This window comes from Nocardioides sp. YJ-D4, assembly GCF_054031495.1.
Map to the genome: position 1 here is coordinate 237,610 of NZ_CM132932.1, position 18,099 is coordinate 255,708.

17 protein-coding genes and 1 riboswitch are annotated in these 18,099 nt (G+C 69.5%); of the genes, 2 read left to right on the forward strand and 15 right to left on the reverse strand.

Annotation, left to right across the window (positions count from 1 at the left end):
* Positions 1-23: 23 nt before the first annotated feature.
* From gcvP to ACW14X_RS01245, 3 genes are all read right to left on the reverse strand, one after another.
* A complete protein-coding gene (gene gcvP, locus ACW14X_RS01235; protein ID WP_457164421.1) occupies positions 24-2,912 on the reverse strand; it encodes an aminomethyl-transferring glycine dehydrogenase in 2,889 nt (962 codons plus the stop codon).
* 59 nt (positions 2,913-2,971) lie between these two features.
* Positions 2,972-3,062: riboswitch (glycine riboswitch) on the reverse strand.
* Positions 3,063-3,143: 81 nt separating this feature from the next.
* Entirely contained in the window at positions 3,144-3,761 is a 618-nt protein-coding gene (locus ACW14X_RS01240; protein WP_201451022.1) for a MerR family transcriptional regulator, read from the reverse strand.
* 145 nt (positions 3,762-3,906) lie between these two features.
* A complete protein-coding gene (locus tag ACW14X_RS01245) occupies positions 3,907-5,313 on the reverse strand; it encodes an MFS transporter (protein ID WP_457164422.1) in 1,407 nt (468 codons plus the stop codon).
* A 142-nt stretch (positions 5,314-5,455) separates the two neighbouring features.
* On the opposite strand from ACW14X_RS01245, the gene ACW14X_RS01250 reads away from it, so the two are divergent.
* Positions 5,456-6,292 carry a helix-turn-helix transcriptional regulator gene (locus ACW14X_RS01250; RefSeq protein ID WP_457164423.1) on the forward strand — a complete coding sequence of 279 codons (837 nt, stop codon included), beginning with the start codon at positions 5,456-5,458 and terminating at the stop codon, positions 6,290-6,292.
* A 7-nt stretch (positions 6,293-6,299) separates the two neighbouring features.
* Here ACW14X_RS01250 and ACW14X_RS01255 read toward each other — a convergent pair whose 3' ends face one another.
* The 10 genes from ACW14X_RS01255 to ACW14X_RS01300 form a co-directional block, all read right to left on the reverse strand.
* Complete coding sequence (locus ACW14X_RS01255) at positions 6,300-6,767, reverse strand: bifunctional nuclease family protein (RefSeq protein WP_091042032.1); 468 nt, start codon at positions 6,765-6,767, stop codon at positions 6,300-6,302.
* Positions 6,768-6,831: 64 nt separating this feature from the next.
* Positions 6,832-7,569, reverse strand: coding sequence for a transcriptional regulator FtsR (ftsR, locus tag ACW14X_RS01260; RefSeq protein ID WP_457164424.1), 738 nt, complete (start codon positions 7,567-7,569; stop codon positions 6,832-6,834).
* A gap of 18 nt (positions 7,570-7,587) precedes the next feature.
* Positions 7,588-8,070, reverse strand: coding sequence for an FHA domain-containing protein (locus tag ACW14X_RS01265; protein WP_160023650.1), 483 nt, complete (start codon positions 8,068-8,070; stop codon positions 7,588-7,590).
* 126 nt (positions 8,071-8,196) lie between these two features.
* Positions 8,197-8,583, reverse strand: a complete 387-nt coding sequence (gene gcvH / locus ACW14X_RS01270) for a glycine cleavage system protein GcvH (protein ID WP_350713950.1) — start codon at positions 8,581-8,583, stop codon at positions 8,197-8,199.
* Between the two features lie 92 nt (positions 8,584-8,675).
* The gene (locus ACW14X_RS01275) at positions 8,676-9,998 is read right to left on the reverse strand and encodes a DUF881 domain-containing protein (protein WP_457164425.1); all 1,323 of its coding nucleotides are present in this window, start codon (positions 9,996-9,998) and stop codon (positions 8,676-8,678) included.
* 19 nt (positions 9,999-10,017) lie between these two features.
* Entirely contained in the window at positions 10,018-10,350 is a 333-nt protein-coding gene (locus ACW14X_RS01280) for a small basic family protein (RefSeq protein WP_008359542.1), read from the reverse strand.
* Complete coding sequence (locus tag ACW14X_RS01285; RefSeq protein ID WP_457164426.1) at positions 10,347-11,276, reverse strand: DUF881 domain-containing protein; 930 nt, start codon at positions 11,274-11,276, stop codon at positions 10,347-10,349. The genes ACW14X_RS01280 and ACW14X_RS01285 overlap by 4 nt, the downstream gene beginning before the upstream one ends.
* The gene (locus ACW14X_RS01290) at positions 11,269-11,910 is read right to left on the reverse strand and encodes a CDP-alcohol phosphatidyltransferase family protein (protein ID WP_457164427.1); all 642 of its coding nucleotides are present in this window, start codon (positions 11,908-11,910) and stop codon (positions 11,269-11,271) included. The genes ACW14X_RS01285 and ACW14X_RS01290 overlap by 8 nt, the downstream gene beginning before the upstream one ends.
* Positions 11,911-12,000: 90 nt before the next feature.
* On the reverse strand, positions 12,001-13,059 hold the full coding sequence (locus tag ACW14X_RS01295; protein ID WP_400462691.1) for a hemolysin family protein: 1,059 nt from the start codon (positions 13,057-13,059) through the stop codon (positions 12,001-12,003).
* Positions 13,059-14,402 (reverse strand): hemolysin family protein, encoded by a 1,344-nt coding sequence (locus ACW14X_RS01300; RefSeq protein ID WP_160023662.1) that lies wholly within the window; start codon positions 14,400-14,402, stop codon positions 13,059-13,061. The genes ACW14X_RS01295 and ACW14X_RS01300 overlap by 1 nt, the downstream gene beginning before the upstream one ends.
* Before the next feature lie 288 nt (positions 14,403-14,690).
* Between ACW14X_RS01300 and ACW14X_RS01305 the strand changes: the two genes are divergently transcribed.
* On the forward strand, positions 14,691-16,304 hold the full coding sequence (locus tag ACW14X_RS01305; RefSeq protein WP_457166030.1) for a GMC oxidoreductase: 1,614 nt from the start codon (positions 14,691-14,693) through the stop codon (positions 16,302-16,304).
* A gap of 164 nt (positions 16,305-16,468) precedes the next feature.
* Here the strand turns inward: ACW14X_RS01305 and ACW14X_RS01310 are convergent, their stop codons facing one another.
* Both ACW14X_RS01310 and ACW14X_RS01315 read right to left on the reverse strand, forming a co-directional pair.
* Positions 16,469-16,801, reverse strand: a complete 333-nt coding sequence (locus ACW14X_RS01310; protein WP_457164428.1) for a DUF1048 domain-containing protein — start codon at positions 16,799-16,801, stop codon at positions 16,469-16,471.
* A gap of 125 nt (positions 16,802-16,926) precedes the next feature.
* Positions 16,927-18,030, reverse strand: coding sequence for a DUF222 domain-containing protein (locus ACW14X_RS01315; RefSeq protein ID WP_457164429.1), 1,104 nt, complete (start codon positions 18,028-18,030; stop codon positions 16,927-16,929).
* Positions 18,031-18,099 lie beyond the last annotated feature (69 nt).

An 18,099-nucleotide genomic window follows, 5' to 3' on the forward strand; every position in this document is an offset into this window, starting at 1 on the left:
GACGCGCCGACTCGGCGATAACGTCACTCGGCGAAGGACTCCACCGGCGGGCAGGAGCAGACCAGGTTGCGGTCGCCGTAGGTGTTGTCGATGCGGGCCACCGGCGGCCAGTACTTGTCCGGGTCGATGCCGCGCGGGAAGACGGCCTCCTCGCGGGAGTAGGCGCGGTCCCAGTCGCCGACGAGGGCACGAGAGGTGTGCGGAGCACCGCGCAGGACCGAGGTCTCGGCGGTCCACTCGCCCGAGGCGACCCGGTCGATCTCGCCCTTGATCGCGATCATCGCGTCGATGAACCGGTCCAGCTCGCCGAGGTCCTCGGACTCGGTGGGCTCGACCATGAGTGTGCCGGCGACCGGGAAGGACATCGTCGGGGCGTGGAAGCCGTAGTCGATGAGCCGCTTGGCGACGTCGTCGACGGTGACACCGGTCTCCTTGGTGATCGGCCGCAGGTCGAGGATGCACTCGTGCGCGACCAGGCCGGTCTCGCCGCGGTAGAGCACCGGGAAGTGCTCGTTGAGGCGCGAGGCCACGTAGTTGGCCGACAGCACCGCGGCCGACGTCGCCCGGGTCAGACCCTCGGCGCCCATGAGCCGGACGTACGCCCACGAGATCGGCAGGATGCCGGCCGAGCCGTACGGAGCCGCCGAGATCGCGCCGATGCCCGAGCGCTTCGAGGTGTCCGGGTGCAGGGAGTGCGAGGGCAGGTAGGGCGCCAGGTGGGAGCGGACCGCGACCGGGCCGACGCCCGGACCGCCACCGCCGTGCGGGATGCAGAAGGTCTTGTGCAGGTTCAGGTGGGAGACGTCGCCACCGAACTCGCCGGGCTTGGCGTAGCCCAGGAGCGCGTTGAAGTTGGCGCCGTCGATGTAGACCTGACCGCCGGCCTCGTGCACCAGCGAGCAGACCTCGGTGATGCCCTCCTCGTAGACCCCGTGGGTCGAGGGGTAGGTCACCATGATCGCGGCGACGTTCTCGCCGTGGGCGTCCAGCTTCGCCCGCAGGTCGTCGAGGTCGACGGTGCCGTCCTCGGACGACTTCACGACCTCGACCTTCATCCCGGCCATCACGGCCGAGGCGGCGTTGGTGCCGTGCGCGGAGGACGGCATCAGGCAGATCTTGCGGTGACCCTGGCCCTGCGCGTCCAGGTAGCCGCGGATCGCCATCAGGCCGGCGAACTCACCCTGCGAGCCGGCGTTCGGCTGGATGGAGACCTCGTCGTAGCCGGTGACCTCTGCCAGCCAGCCCTCCAGCTCACCGACCAGACGCGTGTAGCCGGCGGCGTCCTCGGCGGGCACGAACGGGTGCAGGTCGGCGAAGCCGGGCAGCGAGATCGGCTCCATCTCGGTGGTCGCGTTGAGCTTCATGGTGCACGAGCCGAGCGGGATCATGCCCTTGTCCAGCGCGTAGTCGCGCGCCGCCAGCTTGTGCAGGTAGCGCAGCATCTGGGTCTCGCTGTGGTGCGCGTTGAAGACCTCATGGGTCAGGTAGTCGGTGGTGCGCAGCAGGCCGTCAGGCAGCGCGCTGGCCGTGGTGCGGTCGATCTCGTCCAGGTCCGCACCCGCGACGCCGAAGGCGTTGAGCACGGCCGACAGGGTCGAGCGCGTGGTCGCCTCCGAGGTCGAGATACCGACGGTGTCGGCGTCAACGAGACGAAGATGTACGCCGAAACGGCGCGCCGCGGTGACGACGTCTGCCGCCCGGCCGGGGACGGTGACACCCAGCGTGTCGAAGAACGTCTCCGAGACCAGCGGGAGCCCGGCCGACTTGAGCGCGGCGGCCAGGACGGCGGCGTAGCGGTGGGTCCGGGTCGCGATCGTCCGCAGCCCGTCGGGGCCGTGGTAGACGGCGTACATCGAAGCGCCGACGGCCAGCAGCACCTGCGCGGTGCAGATGTTGGAGGTCGCCTTCTCGCGGCGGATGTGCTGCTCGCGGGTCTGCAGAGCGAGACGGTACGCGGGCCGCCCCTCGGCATCGACGGAGACGCCGACGAGACGACCCGGCAGGTGCCGCTCGATCCCCTCGTGGACGGCCATGTAGCCGGCGTGCGGGCCGCCGTAGAAGAGCGGGATGCCGAAGCGCTGGGTGGAGCCGACGACGACGTCGGCGCCGAGGGTGCCGGGCGCCTCCAGGACGGTGAGCGCGAGCAGGTCGGCGGCGACGACGGCGAGCGCACCCCGCTCGTGGGCGGCGTCGATGATCGGCTTGAGGTCGGGGACGCGACCGGAGGCGCCGGGGTACTGCACCAGCACGCCGATCACGTCGCCCTCGGGCAGACCCTCCGAGAGGTCAGCCACGACGACCTCGAGGCCCATCGCCTCGGCACGCACCTTCACGACCTCGATCGACTGCGGCAGGGCGTCGGCGTCGATGACGAACGGACCGGAGCCCTTGCGGTTGGCCCGGTGGACCAGCGCCAGCGCCTCGGCGGCCGCGGTGCCCTCGTCCAGGAGCGAGGAGTTGGCCACCGGGAGGCCGGTCAGGTCGCCGACCATGGTCTGGAAGTTGATGAGCGCCTCGAGGCGGCCCTGGGAGATCTCGGGCTGGTAGGGCGTGTAGGCGGTGTACCAGCTGGGGTCCTCGAGCACGTTGCGACGGATCACCGGCGGCGTCACGGTGGCGTGGTAGCCGAGCCCGATCATCGCCTCGCCGGGCTTGTTGGAGGCTGCGATCTCCCGCGCCAGCGACGCGACCTGCGCCTCGCTCAGCGCGGCCGGCAGGTCCAGCGACTCGACCGAGCGGATCCCGGCCGGGACGGCGGCGTCCATCATCGCTGCTACCGAGTCGTACCCGAGCCGCGCGAGCATGGTCGCCTCGTCGGCGGCCGAGAGTCCGACGTGGCGCGCCACGAACGGGGAGGCGGCGTCGAGCTCGGACAGAGTGGGCGTGTCGGACACAGTGGCTCCTGAGGGCATCTAAGACAACTCGTACGCCCTCCCCCTCTGTCACCGCACCTGCGCCGCTTCAGAGTTGCCTGGTCCGCACAGTCGTGGATGCCTGAGAGTTTCCGGGGAGGAATTGCCCCTTCGGCGCCCCTTCGAGAGGAGCTCTCCCGTGCGGGATGGTCAGCAGCTCCAGCATAAACGACTAGACCCCGAGGCCCCGCCTCTGCGGGGACCTCGGGGTCTAGTGTTACGTGACGTTTACTAGCCTGCGTTGCGCGCCGCGCGGCGGGCGGAGAGCTCATCGGACATCGAGGCGACCTGCTCGCCGTCGTCGGTCGTACGCTCGCTGGGGAGCTCGGAGAGCGTGCCCTCGATCTCGCGCCAGACGCCACCGATGGCGATGCCGAAGACGCCCTGCCCGCCCTGGAGCAGATCGATGACCTCGTCGTTGCTGGTGCACTCGTAGACCGAGGCGCCGTCGCTCATCAGGGTGACGCGGGTCAGGTCGTCGGTGCCCCGCTCACGCAGGTGCTGCACGGCAGCGCGGATCTGCTGCAGCGAGATGCCGGCGTCGAGGAGCCGCTTGATGACCTTGAGGATCAGGATGTCGCGGAAGGAGTAGAGCCGCTGGGTGCCGGAGCCGGTGGCCCCACGCACGCTCGGCTCGACGAGACCGGTGCGCGCCCAGTAGTCGAGCTGGCGGTAGCTGATCCCCGCAGCGTTGCAGGCCGTCGGCCCGCGGTAACCGGTGTCGCTCGGCAGGGGCGAGACATCGTCGGTGAAGAGAAGGCCCTGCTCGTCAGCCTGCTCCGCCGCGCGTTGCGCGTCGTCGGCGCCGTGCCCGGGCTTCTGCTCGTGGTCGAACACGATGTCCTCCATCGTCTACTCCGTTGTGCGTAACTCCACTCGGGGAATGAACGGCTGCGGCGGGGGGACCACATCGTTGGAGTTACAACAGAGACAACTACAAGGTAAGCGCCGCAAGGGCCCTGGTCAAAGAACCCCCTCCGGCGTGTCGTCGCGGCTAACCCTCAAGTAGAGCCTGAGGCTTTCGACGCCTGGCGGTCGCCACGAGGGCGGTCAGCACCAGGACGCCGGCCCCGACAAGGAGAGATACCTGCATCCCCGGGAGCGTGAGGATCCCGGACACACCGGCCCCCAGACCACCGAAGACGGCGACCGCGATCGCGCCGCCCGTCTGCCGGAACGTGCTCAGCGCGCCGGTCGCGACACCCACGCGGGCGGGCTCGACGGCGTCGATCAGGTCGGCGGTGACGAGGGTGATCGCCAGCGCGCCGCCGGTGGCGAGCGGGACGAGCAGCACCAGGACCAGCCAGACCGGCGTCGTCGTCGTGAGCGGGAGCAGGGCGAGCATTCCGGCCGCGAGGATCAGCTGGCCCCCGACGATGAGCGCGCGGCGGCCCACGACGTACGCCAGGCGCGGCGCCACGACGTTGGCGCAGGTGGTCATGGCCGCCGGGATGACGAACATCAGCCCGGCCTCGGCACCGCTCCAGCCCCGCACCTGCTGGTAGTAGAGGCCGAGCAGGAAGATCCCGCCGTAGAACCCGAAGTTGATGCCGAACCCGGAGACCAGCGCGACCGCGACCCTCCCCTGGGCCACCAGCGCGAGCGGCAGCACCGGCGCCGCCGAGCGACGCTCCACCACGACGAAGGCGACGGCCGCCGAGACGGCTACCGCTGCCGCGAGCAGGGCAGGCGCGTGCCAGCCGGCGTGACCGGCCTCGATGACGGCGTACGTCAGCGCCGACAGCGCGAGCACGGCGAGCGCCTGGCCAGGGAGATCGAGCGGTGCCCGGCGCCGTACCGCCCGGATCCGCAGACCGGCCAGCAGGGCGACGATGAGGATCCCGACCGGGACGTTGACCAGGAACACCCAGCGCCAGCCGGCGTACTCGCTCAGCAGGCCTCCGGCCACCGGCCCCAGCGCCATCGCCGCCGATCCGCCGATCGTCCACACGGCGATGGCCTGCCCTCGGGCCCGCGCATCGTCGTACGCCACCCGGACCAGCGCCAGCGACGCCGGCATGACCAGCGCGGCGGCAGCACCCTGCAGCACCCGGGCCGCGATGAGCGCCGGCATCACCGGAGCGGCCGCGCAGGCCACGGAGGCGACGGTGAACAGCACCACCCCCAGCGCATAGGCCCGGACCGGTCCGACCCGGTCGGTCACCGCGCCCGCCGAGAGCATCAGGGCCGCGAACATCAGCGTGTACGCATCCACGACCCACTGCAGACCAGCCATCCCGCCACCCAGGTCCCGGTGCAGGTAGGGCAGCGCGATGTTGACCGCGGAGACGTCGACGGTGATCACCGTGAAGCCCAGGAGTGCGGCGAGCAGCGCTCGAACGCTTCCCGCGGGCGCGGCTGCCGGACCTCCGCTCGGCACCTCATGGGCTACTGCGGTCATCGTGCTCCTCCTCCAGGTCGTTGTCCCCGAAAGTCTGGTCGCGTCGCGCGCGCAGAGGCAGACCGCGCGATGCCGGGGTGTCACCAGGGGTGGGTGTGACACGGCCCCTCACGCGAACCTGACCTGCGGCACACTGGTAGGGATGAGCGATATGGCTGCGACCGAGCTGGGGCGCTACCTGCGTGCCCGCCGGGCCCGGGTGACCCCGGAGGAGGCAGGCCTGCCCGCCGGCACCGGCGTGCGGCGTACGCCTGGGCTGCGGCGCGAGGAGCTCGCGGCGCTCGCCGGCGTCTCGGTGGACTACTACACGCGGCTGGAGCGCGGACGGGAGACCAACCCGTCGACGGCCGTGCTGGACTCGCTGGCCCGCACACTGCGCCTCACCGGCGATGCCCATCAGCGCCTGCACGAGCTCGCCGAGGTCGCCTCGGGACGGTTCAGCGAGCCTCAGGCGACGACCGACACGACAGTACGTCCCTCGGTGCTCGCCATGATCGAGAGGCTACGACCGCTGCCGGCCTTCGTGTTCAGCAGGCACAACGATGCACTCGCCGCCAACCGGCCGGGGCGACGGCTCTACCCGGGACTGTGCGAGGGACCGCGGGAGCATCGGAATCTGACCCGCTACCACTTCCTCGACCCGGTGGGTCGACGCCTGCTCGACCCCTGGTACCAGACGGTGGCCAGCTCGGTCGCCCACCTGCGCGCCATCGGTGGCACCGACCTCGACTCGCCCCGCCTGGCCGCGCTCGTCGGCGAGCTGCTGCTCAAGTCGCCGGAGTTCGCCGAGATGTGGGAGCGCTACGACGTCTGCGAGCGCAGCGGTGGCACCAAGACGTTCGAGCATCCGCACGTCGGCCGGATGACGCTCACCTACGAGGTGATGCAGCTGGCCCGCACCGGCGGTCAGCGCCTCGTCGTCTACCAGGCGGAGGCCGACACGATCGACGAGAAGGCGATGCTCGCGCTCAGCGAGTGATCCCGCCTCAGTGGGACTCGAAGTCCTCGGGCGTGATCTCGTCGAGGAACTCGCGGAACTTCTCGATCTCGTCCTCCTGCTCGGCCGGGACGGCGAGCCCCGCCTCGTCGAGGACCTCGTCGGAGACCACGATCTTGGTCCCCGTACGCAGCGCCAGCGCGATCGAGTCCGACGGCCGCGCGCTCACCTCGACGCCCGAGGCGAAGACCAGGTTGGCGTAGAAGACGCGGTCGGTGACCGAGGTGATCTGCACCTCGGTGAGCTCGTTGCCGGTCGCCTCCAGCACGTCCTTGAGCAGGTCGTGGGTCAGCGGCCGCGGCGGGACCACGCCCTGCTGGGCGAAGGCGATCGCGGTCGCCTCCACCGCGCCGATCCAGATGGGCAGGTATCGCTCACCCGCCACCTCGCGCAACAGCACGATCGGCTGGTTGGAGGGCATCTCCACTCGGACTCCGAGCACATCGACCTCGCGCATGTCATCCACCCTACCCGTCTCCGGGTCGCGACAGCAGCCCGGTTGACCGCCGACATCGACCGAGTCAGCGGTCGCGCAGTCCAGACTTCACCAAGGTGGCGTGCAGACGGACCGCCAGGGAGGCGATCTCGCTGCCGATCTCCTCGGCCCGGCCCTGCGCTCCGGCGTTCCCGGGGCGCCGCAGCGGCGCCACGATCTGCTCGATGAGGCCGACCTCGCGGTCGGCAGCGGCCTTCATACCGCGCAGGTGACGAGGCTCGATGCCGAACTCGGCCAGCTCCTTGGCGGTGCGCGCGATCGCGAGGGCATCGGTGTCGTAGTGACCGCTGCGCAGCGGCACCACCAGCGCCATCTTCTCCAGCTCGGTCAGCAGCGCGTCGTCGACCTCGGCCACCTTGAGGAGCTCGCGCCGCGAGATCCGCATGTTGTCCGTACGCCGGAACGACTCCGCGCCCGGCGCGCCGGTGGGCGTCAGGGCGACCGTCGGGACCGTCGGCACGGTCGGCTCGATCGCCGGCGGCTCGAGGCCGCGGTCGATCGCGTCGAGGTGCTCGCCGATGACCTTGAGCGGCAGGTAGTGGTCGCGCTGCATCCTCAGGACATAGCGCAGCCGCTCGACATCGCGGCGGGAGAACTTGCGGTAGCCCGCAGGTGTGCGCTCCGGCTTGATCAGTCCCTTGTCCTCGAGAAAGCGGATCTTGGGGATCGTCACCGTGGGAAAGTCCGGACGCAGCTGATCCAGGACCTGCCCGATGTTGAGCCGCTCCCCCGAGTCGCTAGCCGGCCGTTGAGGGTCAGGCATCGCGGCGGCGGCCATCGGCTACGCCCCTTCGTGCCCGGCGTAGAAGACGAGCCGGAACTTGCCGACCTGGACCTCGTCGCCGTCCTTGAGGACGACCTTCTCGATCCGGTCGCGGTTGACGTAGGTGCCGTTGAGGCTGCCGACGTCGGAGACCTCGAAGGTGTCGCCGGTGCGCGCGAACTCCGCGTGGCGACGCGAGACGGTGACGTCGTCGAGGAAGATGTCGCTGTCCGGGTGACGACCCGCGACCACGGTGTCCTGGTCGAGCAGGAAGCGGCTTCCGGCACCGGGACCACGCTGCACGACGAGCATGCCGTTGCCCCGCGGCAGGGCCTCGACGGTGGCCGCCTCGACCGGGCTGAGCACCCGGTCAGAGGTGTCGGCGTCAGCCCCGAGCTGAATCGTCGAGGTCTGGTCGGTCCCGGTCAGGCTTACGCCACACTGCGAGCAGAACCGCGCTTCGTCGGGGTTCTGGCTGCCGCAAGCGGGGCACACGGACATTTTTGAGCTCCAGGTTCATCGAGGGCCGGGCACCTACCCTCAAGTGAACGTTGAGGGATGGTATCCGCAACCTATCAGGTCGGCCCAGGTGTTCGGTTGGGCTGCGCCAATTCTTAGCGCACGGCCTTAGGCGTCGAGCGATGCCTCGTACGCCGCGGCGTCGAGGAGGCTCTCCAGCTCGGCAGGATCGGACGGAGTGACCTCGAACAGCCAGCCCCCGCCGTAGGGGTCATCGTTGACCAGCTCGGGCGTGGCGTCGAGCGATCCGTTGATCGCGACGACCTCGCCGGAGATCGGCGCGTAGATGTCGCTGACCGACTTGGTCGACTCGAGCTCGCCGCAGCTCTCGCCCGACTTGATCGTGTCGCCGACGGCCGGCATCGACACGTAGACGATGTCGCCGAGGGCGTCCTGGGCGTAGTTGGTGATCCCGATCCGTACGGAGCCCTCGGTCTCGCCAGGGTTGCGCAGCCACTCGTGCTCGCTGGTGTACTTCAGGTCCTCGGGGTACACGGCCATCTCCTCATCAGGCGTACTGGTCTGGCTGCGGAAGATCGTCCCGCGAGCTGTTGTCGAAACCCTACTGCGACCCACCGACGAAACGGTCAGCGGGACACGGTGTGAATCGACTCGATGTCGATCTTCTCCTCCGACTCCACCTTGACCTCCGCGCCCTGCTCCTCGAGCTGGTCCTGCGGGCCCTGGTAGAAGTCGATCGCGCCGGCCAGCGTGTCGGGCGGGCCGATCACCTGGAGGCGGTAGGGCGGGCTGATCAGCTCGCCGCCCACGTTGAGACCCGCGCCGGGCTGGCTGACCTCGATCGAGGACGACGCGACCAGGCGTACGGCCTCGCCGTCGGCCCCCTCGATCTCCATCGCCTCGGCACCGCTCGTGCGCAGCTCCTCGATCAGGTCGAGAAGCGCGGTCAGCCGCAGCGGGTCGGCGCCGGGGTCGATCTCGATCGTGATGCCCGGACCGCTGACCGGCACCGTCCCGGCGATCACCCGGAGCGTGTCAACCTGCTCCTCGGCACGCTGCAGCGCGGTCTGCTGCTGGAGGGTCTGGTCCTCCAGCTCGTCGCGGGTCGCCTCGAGCTCCTCGATCTGCTCCTGGGCCTTCTGCGTCGTGCCGGCCAGGCCGGAGAGGATGTCGATCAGCTCCTGCTCGCGCAGACCGGCGTACGTCGAGTCCTCGGTGTTCGTCTGGACCTGCACCACGGCGGCATAGCCGAGTACGCAGAGCAGGACCGCCACGGCCACCTGGCCGCGCCGGAAGTGGGTGAGCGCGTCGAAGAGTCGCGCCCGGCCGACCAGCGGCGCCGGCTCCTCCTCGGGCTCGTCAGACTCATCAGGCTCATCAGGCTCATCGGCCTTCTGGGTCTTCGGCGGGGCCTCGGCCTCATCGGGCTCATCGACCTGTTCGGTCTGCTCCTCGACCGCCGCGTCCTCGACCTCGTCGGGCTCGGTGACCTCAGCGGGCTCGTCGCTCTTCTCGGCCTCCTCGGCGGCCGGCTCCTCGGCCGCAGCCGACTCGACAGGCTCAGCGGGCTCAGCGGGCTCAGCGGGCTCGACGAAGTCGACGGGCTCGACCGGCTCGACGTCGTCCACCTGGTCGGCCACCGGCTCCTCGGCAGCTGGCTCCTCAGGCTCGTCGACAGCCTCGTCGGACGAAGAACCATCGGACGAAGACTCATCGGACTCCGCCTCGTCGGACGCGTCCGTCTCCGACGGCTCCTCGGCCTCGGCGGCGTCGGTCGTCTCGACGGACTCCGCGGGCGCCTGCTCAGCAGGCGGCGTACCTTCGTCCGAGGCCTCGGGCGTGGCGCCGTCATCGGTCACAGGATCGGCGACGGTCTCCTCCGGAGGCGTGGCGGGCTTCTTCGCCGGCGCTTTCTTCGCGGGGGTCCGCTTGGCGGCAGTCCGCTTCACCGGTGGCCTCCTCTTCCGGTCAGGCATGGAAGATGTGCCTCCGGATGGCTGCGACGTTGGTGAAGATGCGGATGCCGAGGACGACGATGACGCCGGTGGACAGCTGACCGCCGACGCCGAGGCGGTCACCGAGGTAGACGATGCCGGCGGCGATCACGACGTTGCTGATGAACGAGACGACGAAGACCTTGTCGTCGAAGATGCCGTCCATGAACGCGCGCAGCGCACCGAAGACGGCGTCCAGTGCGGCGACGACGGCGATCGGCAGGTAAGGCGCCAGGCCGACAGGCACCTCGGGCTGGAAGAACAGTCCCAGCACGATGCCGATCACTAGGCCGATGACGGCGATCATTCTTCGCGGTCCCCTTCGCTGTTCTCTTCAGAGTCTTCGTCGGTGTTGTCGTTGGGCTTCTCGGCGCCCTGGGTGCCCTTGTCCTTGGACTTGGCCCCGAGGTGGGTCAACTCCAGCAGATCAGCCGGCGCCGCGGGAAGGGTCAGTCGGTCGATGTTCTCGACGTCGTAGGGCATCCCGTAGTCCTGCGTCGTGGTGTGGATCATCGCGCCGGAGACCGTCTCGGCGAAGCGTGCGGCCAGCGTACGCGTGTCGCCGATGGCCGACACCTCATAGGGCGGCGAGAGCGAGACGTCGTTCATCCGGAGGGTGGCACCGGAGGTGATCACGCCGCTGCGCGGGGTGACCCGCTGGCCGTCGACGGCGACGGCGGTCGCGCCCGCCTGCCACAGTCCGTTGACGATCACGGCGAGATCGTAGTCGCGGACGGTGCCGCCCTCGCTGCCGTCGGCGGCGTTGTCGATGGTGATCCTGATCCCCGAACCGGTCACCGGAGCGAACCCGGTCTCCTCCGCGGTCGACGCGGCGGACGAGGACGCCGACTCGGCCCGCAGCCCGAGCGAGTTCAGCGCCGCTTCGCTTCGCTGGTTGTCCTCCCTGAGGGCGGAGATCTGACGGTGCAGATCAGCGATCCGGTCCTGGCGCTGCTCGATGCGGTCCACCAGCACCTGCCTGCTGGTCTGTCGGATGTCCTCGTTGCGCGAGGTCTGCACCGCGGCGGTCGTGGCCAGCAGCGCGAAGAGCCCGACGACCGCCATGGCCCACACCCCGGGACGGCGACGCCGCGTCGGCTCCTCCCCCGTGGGCTCGCGCCGCTCGGCGGCGGCCATGTAGTCGGAGTCGATCGCCTGGTCGGTGATGCGGTCGAGCAGTGGCTTGGTGACGTAGGCCCGCAGGTCCTCGGAACCGGGGATCTGGTCAGGCACGGGTCGCCCCGCCCTTCTCCAGCGGTGGCGTGGTGGCCATCAGGCGACGCACCTCCTGGGCGTAGAGGACCAGGCTCCACCACAGCAGCAGGATCCCCCACAGCGCGAAGGCCCAGCCGAAGGCCTGCGCCACCTGGATGGGCAGGCTCGGCTCCAGGCCGAGGTCGAGGGTCTCGGGGATGTCGTGGCTGAGGTAGAGCAACGGGAAGGAGGCCAGCGTGCAGAAGGCGGCCACCTTGCCGAGAAGATGGATGGGCAGCGTACGCACCCCACGGCTGCGCAGCGCCGGGATCATCGCCAGCAGGCCGACGAACCGCAGCGGCACCAGCAGCGCGATCGGCCACGGGATCACGTCGATCTGCCAGAGCGCGAGCGTCGCGGCCAGGACGAAGACGGTGTTGGCCACGACGTCGAGCAGCTCGCCCGAGCGGCGGCGGCCCAGCTGCTTGCGGTTGAGCCAGCTGTCGAGCAGGTCGGTGACCACCGCGAGACCGAACGCGGACAGTGCGATCGTGTCGTCCTCGGCGATCATCACCGCCCACAGCACCACCGGCGCGTAGACGAGCCGCAGGATGCTGAGCAGCTTGCCGAGCACGGGCTGGTTGCGGTCGGCGGTGCCTCGCGGTCGCCGCATGTCCCGGCCATGTTGCAGGCGGGGATCACCGGATCGACGGTTGGGCATCTGCGGGCTCTCCTCTGTCACCAGACGCGGCACGAGCCAACCCTAGTCGGTGGCCGTTGAGTCGTCGGCGTGGGCGGCGTCGCGGATCTCGCCGACCAGCTCCTCGATGACATCCTCCAGCGTCGCCAGGCCGATGGTGCTGCCGTCCTCACGGACGACCCGGGCCATGTGGGCGCCGCGGCGCTGCAGGGTCTCGAGCGTCTCGTGGAGCGCGTCGTCGGGAGTCACCGTCGCGAACGGGCGGATCCACTTGTTCTGGACGGGCTGCCGGCGGCGTACGTCATCGGGCTCGAGTACGTCCTTGATGTGCAGGTAGCCGACCAGGTCACCGCTCTCGCCGGCGACCGGGAACCGGCTGTAGCCGGTGGAGGCGCACACCGCCTCGATGTCGGCGCCCGAGGCGCCGCGCGGCACGATCGTCCAGTCGGAGATCGGGATGGTGACCTTGGCGACGGTCTTCTCGGTGAAGCCGAGCGCGCCGGCCAGTCGGCCGTACTCGTCCTCCTCCAGGAGCCCTTCGCCGCGGGACTCCTCGACCATGGCGGCCACCTCCGCGCGGGTGAACGCGGAGCTCACCTCGTCCTTGGGCTCGATGCCGAGCGCGCGGACGCAGACGTTGGCGGCGTAGTTGAAGGCGACGATGATCGGGCGCAGCACGTAGACGACCGCGTAGATCGCGGGGCCCAGGACGAGAGCGGCCTTGTCGGGGCCGGCGAGGGCGATGTTCTTCGGCACCATCTCGCCGACAACCACGTGCAGATAGGTGACCACGAGCATCGCGATCACGAACGCGACCGGGTGGTGGAACGCCTCGGGTAGACCGATCAGGTCGAAGCCGGGCTCGAGCAGGTGGGCCAGCGCCGGCTCGGTGATCGCCAGCAGCAGCACCGAGCAGACCGTGATGCCCAACTGGGCACCGGCCATCATCAGGCTGATGTTCTCCATCGCCCGCAGGGTGATCCTGGCCATCTGCGAGCCGGCCTGGGCGGCGGGCTCGATCTGGCTGCGCCGGGCCGAGACCAGGGCGAACTCAGACCCGACGAAGAAGGCGTTGGCGAGCAGCAGCACCAGGCCGAGCACGAGTCCCATGGTGGTGCTCATCAGCCGATCACCTGCATCGAGATCCGGTCGATCCTGCGCCCGTCCATGACCTCCACGGTGAGCTTCACGTACCTCGCGTAGACGTCGTCATCGTCGGAGTCCGGCGGCGGGTTTCCGGGCACCGTCAGCTCGGCGCTGGCGCCCGGTTCGGGGATGCGGCCCAGCAGGCTCAGCATCAGACCGGCGACGGTGTCGTAGTCCTCGCTCTCGGGCAGGGCGACTCCGGTGATGTCCTCGACCTCGTCGGGACGCAGCAGCCCCGACAGCGACCAGCCGCCGTCGCGGCGCAGCCGGGCGCGGGCGCTGAGCGGGTCGTGCTCGTCTGCGATATCGCCGACGATCTCCTCGATCACGTCCTCGAGGGTGACGATGCCGGCCTGGTCGCCGTACTCGTCGAGCACCACGGCCAGCTGGAACCCCTCGGCGCGCAGCAGCGCCATCAGCGGGTCCAGGCGCAGCGAGTCGGGCACGACCACCGGCGGCACCATCAGGTGCTTGACCTTGGCCGTGGGCCGCTCGTGCACCGGCAGCGCCACGGCCGCCTTGACGTGCACCGTGCCGACCACGGCCTCGTTGTCGTCGAGCACCGGGAAGCGGGAGTTGCCCGTACGCCGGGTGAGCTCGATCAGCGCCTCGGCGCGGTCGTTGTGGTCGAGGCTGTGGACGCGTACGCGCGGGGTCATGATCTCCCCCGCCGTGCGGGTGCCGAACTCGACCGATCGCTCCATCAGCTCGGCGGTGTCGGCGTCGAGGGTGCCCTCGTGGGCGCTGCGCTGGATCAGCGAGGAGAGCTCGGCCGAGCTTCGCGCCGAGCGCAGCTCCTCCTGCGGCTCCATGCCCAGGCGGCGCACGATGGCGTTGGCGGTGCCGTTGAGCACCTTGATCGGGCCGCGCATTAGCCGGGTGAAGGCCCGCATCGGTCCCTGGGTGACGCGCGCCGTCTCCAGGGGCAGGGCCAGCGCGAGGTTCTTGGGGACCAGCTCACCGAAGAGCATCGTCACGATCGTGGAGAGGGTCAGCGCGATGGCCACCGCGATCCCGGCCACCGCACCCTCGGGCAGGCCGGTGGCGAGCAGCGGCGCGTCGATCAGCTCGGCGATCGCCGGCTCCGACATCCAGCCGATGCCGAGGTTGGTCACCGTGATGCCGACCTGAGCGCCGGAGAGGTTGCTGGAGAGCTCCTTCATCGCGCGGAGCACGCCCTGGGCACCCTTGTCGCCCTGCTCGGCGGCCATCTCGACCTGGGCGTGGTCGACGGTGACCAGGGAGAACTCGGCGGCCACGAACACGCCACAGGCAGCGACCAGCAGCAGTGCCAAGAAGATGAACAGAACCTCGGTCATCGCGCCAACCTCGACGGGTGCGGCCGCGAATCACTCAGCGGGCATGGATGTTGGCCGGGTTGCGGTCCGTCCATCGGGGTTCAGATCGTCCTTAGCTGTTGGAAGTGCGGTCAGCCTACATGGCTGTGGTTGCGCCTTCTGCGTTGCTGTGCCGGGCTCTCCGGGACGTGTCGCGTTCCGGACACAGTTGTCCAGAACGGGGCTGTGAACCTTGACACACCTCGCCCATTCGTCAACTCTTACGCGGCAGTAACCGACGATTCACGAGCCGAGGGAGTCCCCTTGACCATGTCCTCAGCCTCACGACGTACGTTCCTGGCCGGTGCTGCCGGCGCCGCTGGTGCCGCGGCGTCCGGCCTGCTCGGCGGTCCGGCCGCAGCCACTTCGCCCCGCCGCGTGCGACTGGTGCGGGAGGAGCACCGCGCGGTCGTCATCGGGTCCGGGTTCGGTGGTGGCGTGGCCGCGCTGCGGCTGGCCGAGGCCGGCGTGCCGGTCACGGTGCTCGAGCGTGGCCGCCGCTGGCCGACCGGGCCGGACGCGCAGACCTTTCCGACGATCCGTTCGCTCGACAAGCGGGTGCTGTTCCACACCACCGCACCCGAGGCGCTCAAGCCGCTGCAGAAGCTGCTCGGCACTCCCCTGAACTTCGGCCCGTACGTCGGTCTGCTCGAGCCCGTCCTCGGCCAGAACATGCTGGCCATGTGCGCGGCCGGTGTCGGCGGTGGCTCGCTGGTCTACCAGGGCATGACGCTGCAGCCGTCCGCGGAGGTCTTCAACACCTGGTTCCCGAACGAGCTCGACTACGAGCTCATGGACCGGGTGCACTACCCACGCGTGGCCAAGATGCTCGGCGCCGCGACCGCGCCCGACGAGCTGATCGCCTCGGACAACTACCGGGTCTCGCGTACGTTCGGCGAGCGGGTCGAGGCCGCCGGCTATGACCTGCAGAAGATCCCGATGCCGATCGACTGGTCCTACGCCCTCGCGGAGCTGCGCGGCGAGATGGCTCCCTCCTATACCAACGGCGACTGCGCGCTCGGTGTCAACAACGGCGGCAAGCACTCCGTCGACGTCACCTACATCGAGCAGGCCGAGGCCACCGGCCTGGTGCACGTCGCCACTCGGCACAACGTGACGAGCGTGGCCCGGGCCGCCGACGGCCGCTGGGAGGTCCATGTCGACCGCACCAACGACGCCGGCGACGTCGTGGAGCAGAAGATCCTGACCACCCGCGCACTGGTGATGGCGGCCGGCTCGCTCAACACCAGCAAGCTCCTGGTCCGCGCCGCGGCGACCGACACCATCCCGGACCTTCCCGACAAGCTCGGCCAGGACTGGGGCACCAACGGCGACCGGATCTACATGTGGCGCCCCTTCGACGAGAACCTCACCGGTACGCAGGGCGGTCCCGTCGTCTACCAGAGCCAGGACTGGTCCGACCCGACCACGGCCAACACCGTCATCCAGGCATCGTTGCCACCACTCCCCCTCGGCCTCGACCTGGGCGCCACGATGTTGGTCGGCTTCGGCGTCAGTGCGGACCGCGGCAGCTTCCGCTACAGCTCGCTGACCGACTCGGTGACCCTCCGCTTCCCCTTCGGCGGCGACTCGGTGAGCTATCGCGCCATCCACGAGCGGGTCTCGAAGATCAGCGGCGGCCTCGGCGCCCTGATCGACACCAACACCATCGTCAACAGCACCTGGCACCCGCTCGGCGGCGCCAACATGGGCACCGTCTGCGATCTCGACGGCCGGGTACAGGGCCAGGACGGTCTCTACGTCCTCGACGGAGCGCTCATTCCCGGCACCACGGGAGCGTGCAACCCGTCGATGACCATCGCCGCTGTCGCCGAGCGCGCGATGGACAACATCGTCGCCAAGGACGTCGGGACGGTCATCTGACGGGTGCCGCCTGGAGCCCTTTCGGGCCCACCAGGATCTTGCAATGCAAAATTCTGCAGATTTTGCCGAAAGGGGGTGACAACCCCTTAGGTGATGCGGCAACATTGTTCTTGCCCCGCTGGTGACCCGAGACGCCAGCGGGGCTCTTACGTTTTCGCCCGAGGTCACGCCAGCTTCCGCACGACCTCGTCGAGGGTGGCCCGGAGCCTCACGCTGTAGAGGTCATCCTCGGGCAGCCGGGCGTCGCAGAAGGCGGCCAAGTCGGTCCCGGTGACCTCGATGACCGGGCGTCCCGCGGCGGCCTCGGTCTCGAACAGGTCGAGGATCTCGCGCAGGACCTCGACGATGTCCATGCCGTCGCCGGCGGTGAAGCGCCACATGTAGCTCTTCATCTCGCCATAGACGGTGCGGTAGTCGGCGGGCAGTGCGGCGGCGCGGGCCTCCATGCGCTTCCAGTCCTTCTTGTCACCTACGAGGCGGCTGAGGATGTTGTTCATGGTGGTGCTCCTTCTTCGATGGTTTCGGATCCCGTGTTCGGGGCGATGGAAGAAGCGTGCAGCCCTGACGCTGCGTCAAGGTCAAGCACCGATCCGAAGAAAAAGTTCTCGGAGGCCCACGAGCCTCAGGCCGCAAGGGTGTGAGTGAGGAGTACGTCGCGCAACCTGTGTTCTGCTGGCGACAGTCGCGGCGGTGGGTCCGGTGGCCAGGAATCTGGTGGTGGGCTGATGTAGGTGTGCCCGGTGGGTGTGATGGTGATGATGCTGCCATCTGGTCCTGGTCTGGCCTGCCAGCCGAGGGCTTCCTTGGCCTGGTTGCACCTCTCACACAGCCCTTGCAGGTTCTCGGATCTCGTTTCACCGCCGTCAGCGTGGCGTTCGACGTGGTCGACGTTGCGGATCGGGGCATCGCAGCCGTTGGTGCGGCAGATCCCACCGTCGCGCGTCGTGATGAACTCGGCCAACCCCTCGGGGGCTTTGCGTGAGCGGGACTCCATCGCGACCAGCCGCCCGACCGGGTCGGTGAACAACCGCCGCACGAACACCTCCGCGTCTTTGAGCGCTTCGCGGGCCCAGGCGGCCGGGACGGGCCCGTAGCCCTCGACCATGGCCGGCTGATCGATGGTGTTGGTAAGGGAGTCAGCGGTCATCACGATCTTGACCTCGATCCGAGGCTTCGCGCCGGAGGTGCTGCGGCCGGTGATCCGGTCGACCAGGGTGTCGGCCATGACCTGACCCCGGCTCCGCTCATCCCCCGCAGCCGCGGCCGCCTTGGCGGCCTGGTCGAGGGCGGCGAAGACAGCGACACCGTCCTTGACCGGCAACAACGCCCCGAGCCAGGTCATCGTGTCCGGCGCCGGCCGCAGACTGACCCGACGATCCTTCACCGCGCTCGCAGCCCGAGCCACCACGGAGGCCTGGTCGAGGGTGATGGCGAGCTTCTTCGCGGCGTTCTCGAGCTGCCGCAGCCCCATCGACACCGCCTTGGCAGGTTCCCCGCCAGGGCCAGTGGCGCACAGTTCCTGGTCGATGACCTTGCGGTCATCGAGGGAGAGGCAGGCGGTTTCACGGGCCAGGATGGTGGCCTGCCATTGGGAGAACAGCCCGGCCTTCATCAACGCGAACGTGTGCGGCATCTCGCTGATCAGAACCTTCGCCAGCCCGAGCAGCTTGGCGCCCTTCAGGCGAGACCCGCCGCGCCAACGCAACCTGCGAAGCAACCCCCTCACCGAGCTTCCGAGCCGGAACCCCGGCCTCGGCCTGGCGTGCCCGGACGGTCTCGTCGAGGCGTACCGCTG

Coding starts and splice junctions, on each gene's coding strand:
- gcvP (WP_457164421.1), bottom strand. CDS start 2,912: ATGCCCTCAGGAGCCACTGTGTCCGACACGCCCACTCTGTCCGAGCTC.
- ACW14X_RS01240 (WP_201451022.1), bottom strand. CDS start 3,761: ATGGAGGACATCGTGTTCGACCACGAGCAGAAGCCCGGGCACGGCGCC.
- ACW14X_RS01245 (WP_457164422.1), bottom strand. CDS start 5,313: ATGACCGCAGTAGCCCATGAGGTGCCGAGCGGAGGTCCGGCAGCCGCG.
- ACW14X_RS01250 (WP_457164423.1), top strand. CDS start 5,456: ATGAGCGATATGGCTGCGACCGAGCTGGGGCGCTACCTGCGTGCCCGC.
- ACW14X_RS01255 (WP_091042032.1), bottom strand. CDS start 6,767: ATGCGCGAGGTCGATGTGCTCGGAGTCCGAGTGGAGATGCCCTCCAAC.
- ftsR (WP_457164424.1), bottom strand. CDS start 7,569: ATGCCTGACCCTCAACGGCCGGCTAGCGACTCGGGGGAGCGGCTCAAC.
- ACW14X_RS01265 (WP_160023650.1), bottom strand. CDS start 8,070: ATGTCCGTGTGCCCCGCTTGCGGCAGCCAGAACCCCGACGAAGCGCGG.
- ACW14X_RS01280 (WP_008359542.1), bottom strand. CDS start 10,350: ATGATCGCCGTCATCGGCCTAGTGATCGGCATCGTGCTGGGACTGTTC.
- ACW14X_RS01290 (WP_457164427.1), bottom strand. CDS start 11,910: ATGCGGCGACCGCGAGGCACCGCCGACCGCAACCAGCCCGTGCTCGGC.
- ACW14X_RS01295 (WP_400462691.1), bottom strand. CDS start 13,059: ATGAGCACCACCATGGGACTCGTGCTCGGCCTGGTGCTGCTGCTCGCC.
- ACW14X_RS01300 (WP_160023662.1), bottom strand. CDS start 14,402: ATGACCGAGGTTCTGTTCATCTTCTTGGCACTGCTGCTGGTCGCTGCC.
- ACW14X_RS01305 (WP_457166030.1), top strand. CDS start 14,691: ATGTCCTCAGCCTCACGACGTACGTTCCTGGCCGGTGCTGCCGGCGCC.
- ACW14X_RS01310 (WP_457164428.1), bottom strand. CDS start 16,801: ATGAACAACATCCTCAGCCGCCTCGTAGGTGACAAGAAGGACTGGAAG.